The sequence below is a fragment of the Blautia parvula genome (assembly GCF_020215665.1).
Classification (GTDB): Bacteria; Bacillota; Clostridia; order Lachnospirales; family Lachnospiraceae; genus Blautia; species Blautia celeris.
On sequence record NZ_CP084061.1, the window covers coordinates 3,195,203 to 3,210,347 of the forward strand.

General features: G+C 45.3%; 10 protein-coding genes. 1 reads left to right on the forward strand and 9 read right to left on the reverse strand.

Features of this window, described 5'->3' with window-relative positions; translation table 11 throughout:
• Nucleotides 1-229 precede the first annotated feature (229 nt).
• From LC508_RS14780 to LC508_RS14790, 3 genes are all read right to left on the reverse strand, one after another.
• Nucleotides 230-403, reverse strand: a complete 174-nt coding sequence (locus LC508_RS14780; RefSeq protein ID WP_081960325.1) for a DUF4250 domain-containing protein — start codon at nt 401-403, stop codon at nt 230-232.
• A gap of 15 nt (nt 404-418) precedes the next feature.
• Nucleotides 419-3,001, reverse strand: a complete 2,583-nt coding sequence (gene clpB / locus LC508_RS14785; protein WP_033141394.1) for an ATP-dependent chaperone ClpB — start codon at nt 2,999-3,001, stop codon at nt 419-421.
• Nucleotides 3,002-3,191: 190 nt separating this feature from the next.
• Nucleotides 3,192-4,574, reverse strand: a complete 1,383-nt coding sequence (locus tag LC508_RS14790; protein ID WP_118593793.1) for an RNA-binding domain-containing protein — start codon at nt 4,572-4,574, stop codon at nt 3,192-3,194.
• A gap of 433 nt (nt 4,575-5,007) precedes the next feature.
• On the opposite strand from LC508_RS14790, the gene mscL reads away from it, so the two are divergent.
• Nucleotides 5,008-5,406: a large conductance mechanosensitive channel protein MscL gene (gene mscL / locus LC508_RS14795; RefSeq protein WP_103732781.1), complete on the forward strand. Its 399-nt coding sequence runs from the start codon at nt 5,008-5,010 to the stop codon at nt 5,404-5,406.
• Between the two features lie 234 nt (nt 5,407-5,640).
• Here mscL and LC508_RS14800 read toward each other — a convergent pair whose 3' ends face one another.
• The 6 genes from LC508_RS14800 to LC508_RS14825 all read right to left on the reverse strand — a co-directional run bounded on the left by LC508_RS14800 (nt 5,641) and on the right by LC508_RS14825 (nt 15,070).
• Nucleotides 5,641-6,225 (reverse strand): 50S ribosomal protein L25, encoded by a 585-nt coding sequence (locus tag LC508_RS14800; RefSeq protein ID WP_054351991.1) that lies wholly within the window; start codon nt 6,223-6,225, stop codon nt 5,641-5,643.
• 340 nt (nt 6,226-6,565) lie between these two features.
• Nucleotides 6,566-9,091 (reverse strand): FAD-dependent oxidoreductase, encoded by a 2,526-nt coding sequence (locus tag LC508_RS14805; protein WP_103732782.1) that lies wholly within the window; start codon nt 9,089-9,091, stop codon nt 6,566-6,568.
• 543 nt (nt 9,092-9,634) lie between these two features.
• Nucleotides 9,635-10,990, reverse strand: coding sequence for a C40 family peptidase (locus tag LC508_RS14810; RefSeq protein WP_118593794.1), 1,356 nt, complete (start codon nt 10,988-10,990; stop codon nt 9,635-9,637).
• 331 nt (nt 10,991-11,321) lie between these two features.
• A complete protein-coding gene (locus tag LC508_RS14815; protein ID WP_103732188.1) occupies nt 11,322-12,743 on the reverse strand; it encodes a C40 family peptidase in 1,422 nt (473 codons plus the stop codon).
• A 184-nt stretch (nt 12,744-12,927) separates the two neighbouring features.
• On the reverse strand, nt 12,928-14,490 hold the full coding sequence (locus LC508_RS14820; RefSeq protein ID WP_103732189.1) for a sodium:solute symporter family protein: 1,563 nt from the start codon (nt 14,488-14,490) through the stop codon (nt 12,928-12,930).
• 145 nt (nt 14,491-14,635) lie between these two features.
• The gene (locus LC508_RS14825) at nt 14,636-15,070 is read right to left on the reverse strand and encodes an amino acid-binding protein (protein WP_033141402.1); all 435 of its coding nucleotides are present in this window, start codon (nt 15,068-15,070) and stop codon (nt 14,636-14,638) included.
• Nucleotides 15,071-15,145: the final 75 nt, after the last annotated feature.

Consider the following 15,145-nt stretch of genomic DNA (forward strand, 5'->3'; position numbering starts at 1 on the left):
TACCCCATTTGTGTCACATGGTATACAGGCTTTTTCCTGTTTCAGTCCACACCCGTAATTTCACAGAGTGCGGCATAGCTTATATTGCTGTAACTGTTCAGTCAGATCTGCGCATTTACTGCGCTGACCGTGCAAAAGAGTAGTGGCGGCAGGTATTCGCCCCATCGCGAAGCGATTTTTAATGGGCGAATACCCGTAACGATTCAGCTGGCTGAATCGTTACATATTGCTAAATAAACTGATTTACATTTTCATCATAGGCGTAATCAATAGCGCCCAGCTTTTTCTCCAGTTCTTTTCTGTCAAGCTGCAAATCTTCGCACATGTCATCCAGAGAGGAATAGAAATCCCTCAGCTTCATGTTTGCAAAGCTTAAAAGCATCACCGGATCTTTTGGTATCATAATCTCTCTCACCTCTTATGCCCTGCGGGCTGTAAGTTCACCATTTTCCACATCAATGACAATGGTGTCCTCTGTTCCCACATTGCCGGAGAGAATAAGCTTTGCAGTCAGTGTCTCCACGTATTTCTGCAGGTAACGTTTCAGAGGACGCGCACCATAGATGGGGTCGTATCCGCCCTCAATAATATAATCTTTTGCGGCATCTGTCAAGCGTAAAGACAGCTCCTGGTCTTTCAGCCTGCGGTTCAGATCCTCCACAAGCAGGTCCACAATACCGCCGATGTTCTCCTTGGTAAGCGGCTTAAACATGATGATCTCATCCAGACGGTTTAGGAATTCCGGACGGAAGTGTGCCCGCAGATCCCTGTCAACCATATCTCTGGCTTCCTGGCTGATCTCCCCGTTTGGCTCAATGCCGTCCAGCAGATAGGTGGAGCCCAGATTGGATGTCATGATCAGGATGGTATTCTTAAAGTCAACGGTACGTCCCTGGGAATCTGTGATACGGCCGTCATCCAGCACCTGAAGCAGGACGTTGAAGACATCCGGGTGTGCCTTTTCAATTTCATCAAACAGAACTACGGAGTAAGGTTTCCTTCTGACAGCCTCTGTGAGCTGTCCGCCCTCCTCGTATCCCACATATCCCGGAGGCGCTCCAATCAGACGTGACACGGAATATTTCTCCATGTACTCACTCATATCAATACGCACCATATTCTGCTCGTCATCAAACAGGGTAGCTGCCAGTGTCTTGGCAAGCTCTGTCTTACCGACACCGGTTGGCCCCAGGAAGAGGAAGGAACCGATTGGTTTTGTGGGGTCCTTGATGCCGGCTTTGGAGCGGATAATGGCATCTGTTACTTTCTGGACACCCTCATCCTGACCGATGACACGCTTGTGCAGTTCATCCTCCAGGCCCAGAATCTTTGTCTTTTCCCCTTCTGTCAGCTTGGCAACAGGGATTCCTGTCCAGCGGGAGATGATTCTGGCGATCTCCTCATCTGTGACACTCTCGTGTACCAGGGATAGATCCTGACTCTTTACTTTTTCCTCTTCCACCTCTAATTGTTTCTGAAGTTTCGGAAGTTCGCCGTACTGCAGCCTTGCCGCTTCATTCAGGTCATAATTTCTCTGAGCAACCTGAATCTGTTTATTCATATCTTCTATCTGCTCGCGCAGTTTGGAAAGCTTTTCCACGGACGCTTTTTCATTGTCCCACTGGGCTTTCTTACCGTTAAATTCGTCGCGCAGCTCTGCCATATCTTTCTGCAGATCCACCAGACGGTCCTGACTGAGACGGTCGTTTTCTTTTTTCAGAGCCGCCTCCTCAATCTCCATCTGCATGATCCTTCTGCGCAGGTCATCCAGTTCTGTCGGCATGGAATCCAGCTCTGTCTTAATAAGCGCACATGCCTCATCCACCAGGTCAATGGCCTTATCCGGCAGGAACCTGTCGGAAATATAACGGTTCGATAAGGTAGCTGCCGCTACCAGGGCACCGTCTGTGATCTTGACGCCATGGAAGACTTCATACCGCTCTTTCAGACCTCTCAGAATAGAGATGGTATCCTCAACTGTCGGCTCATCCACCATAACGGGCTGGAACCGGCGTTCAAGTGCCGCGTCTTTTTCAATATACTGACGGTACTCATCCAGAGTGGTGGCACCGATACAGTGCAGTTCACCTCTGGCCAGCATGGGTTTCAGCATATTGCCTGCATCCATGGCGCCCTCTGTCTTGCCTGCACCTACGATCAGATGAAGCTCGTCGATGAACAGTATGATCTGTCCCTCACTTTTTCTGACTTCCTCCAGTACGGCTTTCAGACGCTCCTCAAATTCACCTCTGTACTTGGCGCCTGCTACCAGCGCGCCCATATCCAGTGCGAAAATCTTCTTATCTTTTAACCCTTCCGGCACATCCCCCTGAACGATTCGCTGCGCCAGGCCCTCCACAGCGGCAGTTTTACCTACGCCGGGTTCACCGATCAATACAGGGTTATTTTTTGTTTTCCTGGACAGGATCCGAATGACATTACGAATCTCTGCATCCCTGCCGATCACCGGGTCAAGCTTCTGCTCCCTGGCTTTTTCCACCAGGTCCTGGCCGTATTTGTTCAGTGTGTCATACGTGGCCTCCGGATTGTCGGTAGTCACCCGCTGGTTGCCCCGCACAGTGCTCAAAGCCTGCAGGAAACGTTCTTTTGTAATCCCATACTCCTGCCAGATTTTTTTCATGGATGGGCTGGGGTTGTTGACCAGTGCCAGAAACAGATGCTCCACAGAGACGTATTCGTCTCCCATGGCTTTTGCCTCATCCTCAGCGCTCACCAGGGCTTTGTTCAGATACTGCCCGATATACGGCTGACCGCCGGATACTTTGGTCCGGGCATTCAGTGCCCGCTCCACATTGTTCAGAAAGTGTTCTTTCTGAATTTCCATTTTTTCAATCAGTTTCAGGATCAAGCTGTCCTCCTGATGTAAAAGATTGTATAGTAAATGCTCCTGTTCGACCTCCTGATTGCCGAACTCATAAGCTGTCTTTTCCAAGTCCTGAACTGCCTGAAGTGATTTCTGTGTAAATTTGCTGATGTTCATAAAATCCCTCCATTCCGAGATTTGAGTTCTTTGTTATTTGTTCTAGTGCTAATATAACACTGTTTGTTAGCACTGTCAATAGGTGAGTGCTAATTTATTGAATTTAATTTTCTGCTTTCCTTCCATCTGGCACAGCATCATGGAACTCATAGCCACCCCCAAGATTTTTGTAAACAAGCTGTTATAATGCTTACTCAAGAGCTTTCCAATAACCGGTCTTTTTAGAACCAACTCTTTCCACATATCCATTTTCTTTTAAAAATGTCAAATTATTTTCTACTGCCGTTTCACTAATCCCCAGTATTTGATGCAATTCCCTGGCAGTAATGTTCGGATTATCTCTTATTTCTGTTATGATTCTTTCTCTTCTTGCATTTAATCCTTTTTTATTCCCAACTTTTTTCCCAACCTTATTCCCGTATTTTTTTATTCGCTGAAACGGGATTGTAACAACAATCGAGTTTTCTCTAAAGGTAAATGCTTCCTTCCCATATGTTTCAATAATCTTAGGCACACCACGACCTGATTTTTCACTAATATGAAGCTGAAGAAAGATTTCTGACAGCTTTTCATTTACAGGGATTGATTCTCCCAGGAAAAAGCCTTCCAAAGTCTGCGCCGGTGCCAGTGTTCCTCTTGATAAAATTTCTATTCTATCTGAAAATACAGAAATCATTGGCTCGTTTCCGCTTATCCACAGATTATGCAAAATAGCATTTATGATTGCTTCTCTAAACGCTTTGTTATCGAACAATGGTATTTCCGTACGTTCCACCACACGCTCGCTCTCATCTGTCTGAATCAAATTTAATACATCCGCATATCTTAAAACCTCATCCAAACTGTAGAGCAGACAATTATTTCCAAATTCCCTTACAGAAAATAAATTGGAGCCTTTTGTCTCTCCTTCAAAAATTGATACTCTTAATGGAAAATGTGAATTATCCGAAAGCAACTGTGCCAACAGGTTATATTCTCCATCTTTATTTCTTAATCCGAGGTTTTTTTCAAAGGTTTTCTCATTTAGTACAATCCCTTTTGAACCATAATATCCAAATAATTTTGAAAATGTCAGTTCCTGATATTTCGCCGGTAATGTTTCAATGGTCTCCACTCTTCCGTCCAAAATTTTGAACAATTGGATTTCCCGTTTCGGATAATCTTTCAAATTTGCTTTAGAAGAACCAATACGAATATATCGCTTTTCTTTAAAAGCTGTCGGGATTTCCTGTGCTGCAGGAATCACTAAAACAACAACCCTCTTGTCATTTATAGTTGCTTCCTCAAACAAAAAATTGACGCTTGGAGACAGATTCCTTGCCAAAAAATTTTGGTATGGCTCTTTGTTATGGTCGCAATACTGATTAAATGTTGTACCAACAATTTCATGTGTCTCATCATTAACACCCCACACAAAATATGCCTGAGCCTTATAATGAAATGCTGCTGCATTTGACAAAGCTGATATATATTCCCCCAAGCCTTCCGGCTGAAACCAATTTTCTTTAAATTCAAACCATTCCTGTTCATTGTTATACGCACATAAATCTAAAACCAATTTTTCGACATTCATAAACCATCATCCTTTTCCCAACTTTTATTCCCAACTTTTGTATTATAGCACATTGGGATTAAAGTTGGGAATATTTTGTGCATTTTTCAAAAAATTATTCTTAAAAACTATGAAATTATCACAGCCAAATAGGAATCTATTCTCTCTGCCCCTGCTGTCAAACTCCCGCGTAAATGCGTGGGGAAAGCACTCTGTCATACGGAACAGTGGTCATCACGCAACAAACATCCTTATGGCGAGAAAATGGCTGACCAGCGGATAAGCGAGCTCCTTAACCGCATGAATGGCTTGAAACAGCATCTCCATATCAAATAGCATAGTTGATTTTCAACAGTCAGTTTTCATCTATATGAAACATTATCTTTATTTGGAAATCATCGAAATATATGGTATGCTTAATTAAAAATACAAAAGAGAAACCAGGAGGTACACTATGAAAAAATTTATAGAGGAGTTCAAGTCATTTGCACTCCGCGGCAACGTTATGGACATGGCCGTCGGCGTCATAATCGGCGGCGCTTTTTCCGGGATCGTGACATCTCTGACGGACAATTTTATTAATCCCATTTTGAATTTTCTGACCGGACATGCAAAATATAATGCACAGGATATTGCCGGATTTGCCTCAGCTTTTGTATCTGCTGTTATTAATTTTCTGATCATGGCATTGATTTTATTCTGTCTTATGAAGGGAATCAATAAATTTCTCTCTTTTGGGCAGAAAAAAGAAGAGCCGGCAGCCCCGGCAACAAAGGTATGTCCTTTCTGTAAAAGTGAAATTGCAGTTGATGCTGTGCGGTGCCCTCACTGCACATCTGAACTTTCAAAATAGCAAAGCATGGTTATGGGCCGGCACATGCATGCCATACTTTTTCACAAACCCCATAAGCCTGCGCATATTCCAGGAGAAACACACCCGGATATAAAGCGGCCGGACACCACGCTTTCCTGAAACAGATCGACCACATTATACAAATCATAAACCGTCCATGAAAAATGCCATAAGCCCCTTACCGTTACACGCGGCAAGGGGCTTATGGCATTTTTTAAGTTCCATGTTAAAACACTATTCCTGTGTTTCCTCTTCCTCTGTATCATCCGGCAGTGAATTATGTACTGCTGATACGCTCACAACAACGGCCTCCGGATCTGTCATCAGTTCAATATCCTTGTTCTGGCTGATCTCCAGATCCTTTACCCGGAGGGAATCACCGGCCCGCATATTTCCCACATCAACGATTACTTTTTCCACCAGTGCTGCCGGAACCGCTTTATATGAAATTTCTTTTAAGATCTCCTGCAGAACTCCTTCTATCACATTTTCATGATTTAATAATACAACCTCAGCAACAGAATGTACTTTTTCATTGCTGATCAAAGCCTGAAAATCAATCTCCTCTACACACCGAGCCATAGCATTGTAATCGATTTCTTTAATCAGCGCATCATAGGTCTGTCCATCTATTTCCAGCATAACCTGTCCGCCTTTTCTTTCCGTCTTGAGGAGCTGCTCCACATCTCTTTTGGCTATCTTTAGCGGAATGGATCCCTGCAGTTCCCGTCCGAACAGGTTTCCTGTGACAAAACCTTCTCTTCTTAATCTCCTTGCTTTCACGTTCATGTTTCTTTTTTCAGCTTTTAAAGTATTCATTTATCTTTTCCTCCGAAAAACCTGATCGCTTAGCATGCCTCGTATGAGGTTGTTTTAAGTATTTCCTTTTGTTACAAGTTCATTATAGCACTACTGCCCAAAAAAGATTCACCAATATTTACAGTCATCAAATATGAATTTTGGTCATTATTAGTTCTCCGGTGTTTTCCAGTATTAAAATTCCAATTCCTTTTCTCTCCCTGGTTATATGCTGCTAAACAACTGCCAGAAGATCCATGTCACCTTGGCCACTTCACATTTTGCCGTCCTATAGAGAGACCCCTTAAAAGCCGTAAAAAACCAGGCAGAGCTACACACCCTGCCTGGTTTCCCGCAAATACTATTTCATCACTTCCTGATACGTGGCATGTCTTTCCAGAGCCTCCGTCATCTCCGCCAGACGGCTTACATCTCCGATCAAAATCACACCGCACAGTCTGTTATTCAGGAAATAGAATTTCTGATACTGCTTTTTCCCCATATCCTTAAACTCAACTGTTTTATAGATCAGATTTGGATTCTTACCATTATCACCTGCCGCGAAAAGCGCAGTCCCCATTCCATGGAAGTTCAGCGCAGCGGATACCGTCTCATATTCCAGATTGTCCCCTGCTGCATTGGCACCTGCAGTCTTGCCCTGTTCCACAGCCTGGCTCCACAGACCATAATTGATGCCTTGATACTGAGCACAGTCACCACACGCATAAATATCTTCTGCGCTGGTTTCCATCCTGGCATTGACCACAACAGAGCGGTCCACTTCAAGACCTGCCTCTTTTGCCACTGCGGTATTGGCCCTCACGCCGCAGGAAACCACCACCATATCAGCCGGAAGCACCTCGCCATCCTCCATACGGATTCCGGAGACAAAATCTTCTCCCTCCAAAGCCGCGATCTTAACGCCGGTACGGATTTCGATATCCTGCGCTTCACTTATCTTTTTCAAAAGCTCGGCTGCCGGTTCATCCAACTGGCGTCCCATGATCACAGGGGCAAGCTCCAGCACTGTCACACGGCATTTTGCTTTCTTCAGTTCCCAGGCAGCCTCCAGGCCAAGCACACCGCCGCCGATCACTGCCACATTTTTCACCTGGGGAAGCACATCCGCAATCTTCTTCGTATCATCCAGCCTGCGGATCGCAAATACGTTCTTCTTCTCCACGCCCTTCATAGGCGGCACAAAACACTCTGCTCCAAGAGCATAGATAAGCTTCGTATATTTCAGCTTCATGCCGTCATCCAGAACCACCTCTTTGCTGTCCGTATCAATCCGCTCCACCCGGCGTCCCAAAATCTGGAATACTCTGTTCTCCTCATACCAGGAAGTCTCGTGCACAGCGATCTGACCGGCATCTAAATCTGCCATAATAGATTTTGTCAGCATGGGCCTGTTATAGGTACTGTAAATTTCATTGGAAATCATGGTAATAGACCCTGTCTTATCCCTCTGCCTGATAGCCTCCGCAGCACTGATACCTGCGGCACCATTTCCAAGAATAAGATAAAAATTCTTTGTGTCCCTGCTAAACTGATTTTCCTCTTCCTCAACAGGTACAAAATGCTCTTTTCCCACTCCGCATACCGGGCATATATCAATGGAGGAATCAAAAATAGCACCGCACACCAGACACTTCACCAGTCTGCTTCTGCCTGACTTCCTCTCATTTTCCTTATTCTGAAGGGTACAGCCGAAATTATAGCCAAAGTCATAGGCATCGATCAAGTCCGCCTCACTGGGTTTAAACCGCACGCGAAAGCCGTCCATCGTCTTCATCCGAAGCTGTTTCAGCCGCTCCATCACATGAGGCACGCCCTCACCGCTCCAGCCATAACTTCCGAACGCACTTGCCAGCTTCTTCCCATGAGTCACAGGATACATGGAGATCAGCAGATCCCAGACAGGCTTCAATGCCTCTCCCAAAATAGTCGGTGTGCCGAACAGGATACCATCTGCAAATCCCAGTTCCTCCAGCACCTTCTCCTGCTCTGCTTCCACCAGATCATAACTGCGCACAGCAATATCCCCGCTGTCCTCCACGCCTTTCGCAATCCGCTCTGCCAGCATTTTCGTATATCCGTAAGCACTCACATAAGGGATAATCACGGTTTTCGTGCTGTTTGGATTCACAACTGTACACCATTCCTCGTAAATGTCATACATCTGTTCAATCTTATCATCCAGCACCGGCCCGTGCCCGGTACAGATCATGGACACATCCAACTCCCTGACCCTTGCCAGCGCTTTCAGCATATACGGTTTAAACGGACCCAAAATACAGTCAAAATAATACTTTGTCGCCCGCATATATCCTTCCCTGTCTGTCACCCTGCTTGCCAGCACATCCGAAAATCCATAATGGGACCCAAAAGAATCACAAGTCACCAAAATCTGTTCTTCCTCAATATAAGTATACATGGTATCCGGCCAATGCAGATTCGGCACCACAAGGAACCGCAGAGTCTTGTCCCCAATTTTCATGGTCTCATTATCCTTCACCGCAATCCCGGTAAAATCACCATTTACGATCTCTTTCAGGAACCCAAGCGCACAGCCCGTAGCCACGATCTTCAGCCCCGGATTCAGCTTCAGCAGATTCTCAATACTTCCCGCATGGTCCGGTTCCGTATGACTCACAACAAGATAATCAATCTCATCAACTGCCGTTACCTCCTGCACCTTCTCCAAATACTCATCCCAGAATTTCACCTTAGCAGTCTCAAACAAAACCGTCTTATCCCCGGCTTTCAGCACATAAGAGTTATATGTAGTGCCAAACTCTGTATACATTATAATATCAAACACCCGCAAATTTGAATCCACAATCCCAGTCCAATAAAAATTCTTTCTAAGCTCCAATGTTTTCAACTCTTATACCTTCTTTCTCTCTTTATTATCAGTTTTACCCCACAACCCCATTATATTCCAAAACCCTCAAAAAAGATATTCCCATTTTCCATTCCCCTCCCATACTCAAAATATACACCATTTTACTCCACATTAAAACCCCCTATTTTATATCTTTTATTATATCCTTTCTCTTTTATCCTTTCTTTTTTCTTTTTTCTTTTCTTTTTCCTTTTCTCCTCCTCCCGCCCTATCATCCCCAGGGGAATCCAAAGCATCCGGGGCCGGCCGGTGTCTGTGTGGGGTGAGCGATGTCTAGTGGAGCGCCGGGGAGATCCACCTGCCCCAGACACTTAATGAGGAGGCCATTGCCGACGAATTTAGTGACTGGGAGCAGGTTAGCTTCCCGGCAAGCGCAACGCTTCGCTCACCCCACACAGACACCGGCCGGCCCCGGATGCTTTGGATTCCCCGTCCCCATGAAAGCCACCCGCCCACATAAACACCCAAAAAAAGGACCCATGCTCCCAAAAAGCATGAGTCCCATATATGTACTAAATAAAATCAATCTACAATACGTCTAACCGCAATATAAGGCCTATACAACGCATTACTGGAATATTTAATTCCACCCTGCGGATACGGTGCAGAGTTAGATGCATGTACAATACCGCCGTCACCTGTCAGAATGGCAACATGTCCGGAATAAACGATGATATCACCCGCACGTGACTGGGAATAAGAAATTCCGCGTCCGTCTCCCGCCTGTGAATCACTTGTTCTGGAAATGCTGTATCCAAAGTGAGCGAATACCTGCTGTGTAAATCCTGAACAGTCAATACCATTTGTCAGACTGTTGCCGCCATACACATACGGATTACCGATAAACTGGCTTGCGTAAGCAACAACCGCTTCTCCGGTAGCGCTGTATCCGCCGCCGCCCTGTTCCTCTTCTTCCGGCTCATAGGAAGGAGTTTCCGGTTCCGGCACATTCTCATTATTACCGCCTCCATTATTACTTGGAGTCTCCGGCACGTCCTCATTTTCCACATCGTCATTGTTATTATTATTGTTGTTATTATTGTTATTATTCTGAGGTTTCTGTGTGTTCTGCTGCTCCTGTCTCTGTGCAGCCGCCTCAGCTTCTTTTGCAGCTTTCTCTCTTGCCTTTTTCGCTTCTGCAGCCTGTCTTGCTTCTTCTTCCTGAATCTTCTGCAGCTCTGCATTCTGCTGTTCGATCAGACTTCTGTACTCATCTGCCTGTGCCTGAACATTTGCAATCTGTGTCTCATAATCAGAAGCAACTGCTTTTTTCTCTTCCAGTGCTGTCTCTAAATTAGCCTGCTGGTCTTCCTGAGCCTGTTTCATCTCTTCTAACTCAGCTTTTTCCTGCTCCAGCTGATTGCCCAAATCAGTCACCTGCTGAACAGTGTCTCTCAGCTTCTCCAGCTCGTCCCTGTCAAACTGATACATCTTCTCCGTGTATTCAGCTTTGCTGAGCAGGTCTGTAATGCTGTTGACTTCCAGAAGCATCTGCGCCCATGCGTCACTTCCGCCGTTCTCATACAGATACTGGATTCTTTTCTTCATTGCAGCATACTGCTCATCGCGGTCAGCCTCTGCTTCTGCTAAATCCTCTTTTGTTTCTACAATGGCGTTCTCTTTGTCAGAGATTTCACCCTTCAGTATGTCAATCTGTGCGATAACCTGAACCAGATTCTGATCCAGAGAATCAATCTCTCCAAGTAAATTGTTCTTTTTCTCTTCAAGCTCCGCTTCCTTGCTCTCTGTTGCGGACAGTTTGCTCTGTGTGTTTGCTTTTTCAGCCTGCACTTCGTCTTTTCTTGCAGCTGCCACCGGCATTACCTGTGCTGCGGTCAGTGCAAAAATAAGGCTGAGACAAAGGAATCTCTTTTTCATACTGCTATGTACCTCACTGTTGGTATTTAATATTTGCTATTCTCTAAGTAATATTTCCGAAATAATTTTCACTTCCCGCTTATGATATCACAGATTTATTACACTTGCAAGAGGAAATCCCCTAATTCTTTAAGTTTTTGTTACAAAAATAAATTTTATAGTAATATTTTATAAATTCCTTCCATATATTCCCTGACCCATAGGGCAGATGGGCTGACATCGCGGTATCACAGCAGATGCGTTCCTTCTATAAATATATAAAAGCCGTGCTTCCACCTCTCGGTGAGGAAGCACGGCTCTGCTATGCATGATATAATACCTGGCTATGTAATTACTCTACAATTCTTCTGATTGCAATATATGGTCTGTACAGCGCATTGCTGGAGTATTTGATTCCGCCCTGCGGATACGGTGCAGAATTGGATGCATGTACGATTCCGCCGTCACCTGTCAGGATTGCTACGTGTCCGGAATATACAATGATGTCACCTGCACGGGATTCGGAATAGGAAATTCCGCGGCCTGCGCCAGCCTGATCATCACTTACACGCGGCAGGCTGTAACCAAAGTGTGAAAATACAGACTGTACAAACCCGGAACAGTCAGCACCGTTTGTCAGGCTTGTTCCGCCCCAAACATAAGGATTGCCGATAAACTGGCTTGCATAATCCACAACTGCCTGTCCTGAAGCGCTGTAACCACTGTCACTGCCCTGCTCCTCTTCGGGTTCCTCATTATCCGGTGTCTCAGGTTCGTCGTAATTCGGAGTATTTGTTTCTTCTGCCGGAGGTGTCACATCATTATTATTGTCTTCCGGCTCTTCTCCGTCATTGTTGTCATTGGTTGCTTCGTTTCCGTTATCTGTATTGTCATTGGTATTGCTGTCATTTGAACTTACGTCTGTGCTGTTCTGGCCGGTGCCCTCTTCCTCAGCATCATCCTTTGCTTTCTGCTCTGCTTCCTGAGCTGCCTTCTCCTGCGCTTTTCTGGCTTCTTCAGCTTTCTTCGCTTCCTCTGCCTGACGTGCTTTCTCTTCCTGGATCTTCTGAAGCTCTGCATTCTGCTGTTCGATCAGGCTTCTGTATTCATCTGCCTGTGCACGCACATTTGCAATCTGTGTCTCATAATCAGAAGCTGTTGCTTTCTTTTCATCAAGAGCACTCTGCAGACTTGCCTGCTGCTGTTCCTGAGCCTGTTTCATCTCTTCCAGTTCTGCTTTTTCCTGGGCGAGCTGATTGCCAAGATCTGTGACTTCCTGAACTGTTTCCTTCATCTTCTTCAGCTCATCTCTGTCATACTGATACATTTTCTCTGTATACTCTGCCTTGCTGAGAAGTCCTGTGATACTGTCAGACTCTAAAAGCATCTGTGCCCATGCATTGGAGCCCCCGTTCTCATACAGGTACTGGATTCTCTTCTTCATATCCTCGTACTGTTTGTCACGGTTTGCTTCCGCTACAGCCAAATCTTCTTTTGTCTGGCCGATGGCACTTTCTTTATCTGTAATCTCACCATTCAGAATATCAATCTGTGCCATAACCTGTACAAGGTTCTGGTCAATGGAGTCGATTTCGTTCAATAACGCGTTTTTCTGGTCTTCCAACTCAGATTCTTTGCTCTCTGCTGCTGATAATTTACTCTGTGTCTCTGCCTTCTCAGCCTGCACGTCATCTTCCCTTGCGGCTGCTACCGGCACAACCTGGGTCATGGCCATTGTAAAAATAAGACTGAGAATAAGAAATCTTTTTTTCATTATTATGTACCTCACTATTCATGTCTGAATCTGTAACTACCTGTAACATTTTTGAAATATTTCTTATCTGTCACCCATAATACCACATAATTATTACAGATGCAAGGGGTAAATTTCCAATTAGTTAAATATTTGTTACAAAATGGCACTTTTTCGTAATAATTAGCGGATACATTTTTAACAACTATGCCTCTACTGCAAGGGAACCTCCGTCCTCTTTTTCCTCAGGCAATACCTTTTTCGGCGTGGAGACCACTTCCTGATTGTAACAGAAGAAAATATCCTCCACCTTCTCTTTCTCCATTTTAGGAGTGACAAGGCTTACCACCGGCACTACAACAAATCCGACTACCATAGCAAAGGCCCCTGCATTAATGGGGGATGCAATATAATGTAGGAACAAATTGGATACCGTAATGCCGATTCCTGCTATAAAGCAGACCCATACAGACAGCTTTGTCGTTCTCTTCCAGTAGAGACCGAATAAAAACGGCGCCAAAAATGCTCCTGCCAGCGCTCCCCATGAAATTCCCATGAGCTGAGCGATAAATGTTGGCGGATCAAGGGCAAGTACAACGGAGATTACAATAAATACAACGATCAGTCCACGCATCACACGAAGCTGGTTTTTCTCGCTCATATCCTTTGCCACAGTCCCTTTCAGGAAATCCAGCGTCAGTGTAGAGCTGGATGTCAGAACCAGGGAAGAAAGCGTTGACATGGACGCGGAGAGCACCAGTACGATCACAACACCAATCAAAATATCCGGCAGTGTGGACAGCATATAAGGAACAATACCGTCATAGATCACAGTGCCGTCTGCTTTATATAAGGAGGGGTTATCAAAAAGCCGTCCAAATCCTCCCAGGAAATAGCATCCTCCGGAGATCACAATGGCAAATACAGTGGAAACTACCGTTCCGGTCTGAATCGCCTTCTCATCCTTAATGGCATAGAATTTCTGAACCATCTGCGGAAGCCCCCAGGTGCCAAGGGAGGTCAAGATAACAACTCCCAGAAGATTAATGGGGTCAGGTCCGAAAAATGAGGTAAAGGCACCTGACTGTCCTGCTGTTGCCGGAACATCGCTGGGAATCGACGCAAGCTGTCTCACTGCCTCTGTAAATCCACCCTGGCCGCTTAAGACAGCACCGATCACAGCAGCAATACCGAACAGCATGATAATCCCCTGGATAAAGTCATTGATAGCGGTCGCCATATAACCGCCCAGAATCACATACGCCCCGGTCAGGGCAGCCATAACTACCACGCATGCTGCGTACGGTACATCAAAGGCCAGCTCAAATAATCTGGACAGCCCGTTATAAATGGATGCGGTATAAGGTACCAGGAAGATAAATACAATGGCTGATGCCGCAATCCTGAGTGCATTACTGTCAAAACGTTTGCCGAAGAAATCCGGCATGGTGGCCGCATGCAGATGCTTTGTCATGACACGTGTCCTTCGTCCGAGGACTACCCATGCCAAAAGACTTCCGATTATGGCATTGCCTATCCCGATCCACGTACCTGCCAGTCCGTACTTCCATCCAAACTGTCCTGCATAACCTACAAACACAACTGCGGAAAAATAGGATGTTCCATATGCAAATGCCGTAAGCCAGGGGCCTACGCTCCTTCCTCCCAGTACAAATCCCGCCACATTTGTAGCATGTTTTCGGGAATACAGCCCAATACCCACCATAGAGCCGAAAAACAGCAGCAAAAACAGTATCTTAATCTCCATCTTTTTATTCTCCTTTTTTATTATGATTTCACTTACGCTTTAAACCGCAACGGTTTAAACCACTAAAGCAATAATTGCAAAGAAAAAGAGGCGCCGCTTTCCGCTGTGAAAAGCGGACGCTTCTTAATTCTCCTGTATCCAGTTCTTATTTTTTCAGTTCATTCAGTTCTTCTTCCGAGAACATTTTCATGCCCGCATCTTTTAATGTCTGGTAGGTACGTGCCTGGTCTGAGGTTTTCACAACCATAGCACCGCCCTCTTTGCCGGTAACCAGCGCATACATATATTCCAGATTCAACCCTTTTGTACTTAAGGTATCCAGAATCTGGCTCAGCGCGCCTACCTCCTGCTGCAGTTCTACTACAAGCACAGGTGTCAGCACTGCCGTATACCCTTTTTCCAGCAGTACCTGTTTGGCTCTGGCAGAATCAGACACAATCATCCTTGCAATACCATAGTCCGTGGTGTCAGAAAGTCCCAGGGAGATAATATTAATATTTTTCTCCTTGAGCGCATCCGCAATCCCCTTCAGCTTTCCCGGACGATTCTCCAGAAATATGGATAATTGTTCTATAAACATTTATGCTACCTATCCTTTCTCTGCCCTCTGCATTTAAGAAGACAGGGAATTTTAGCTGCTTTTAGTCTTTAGACC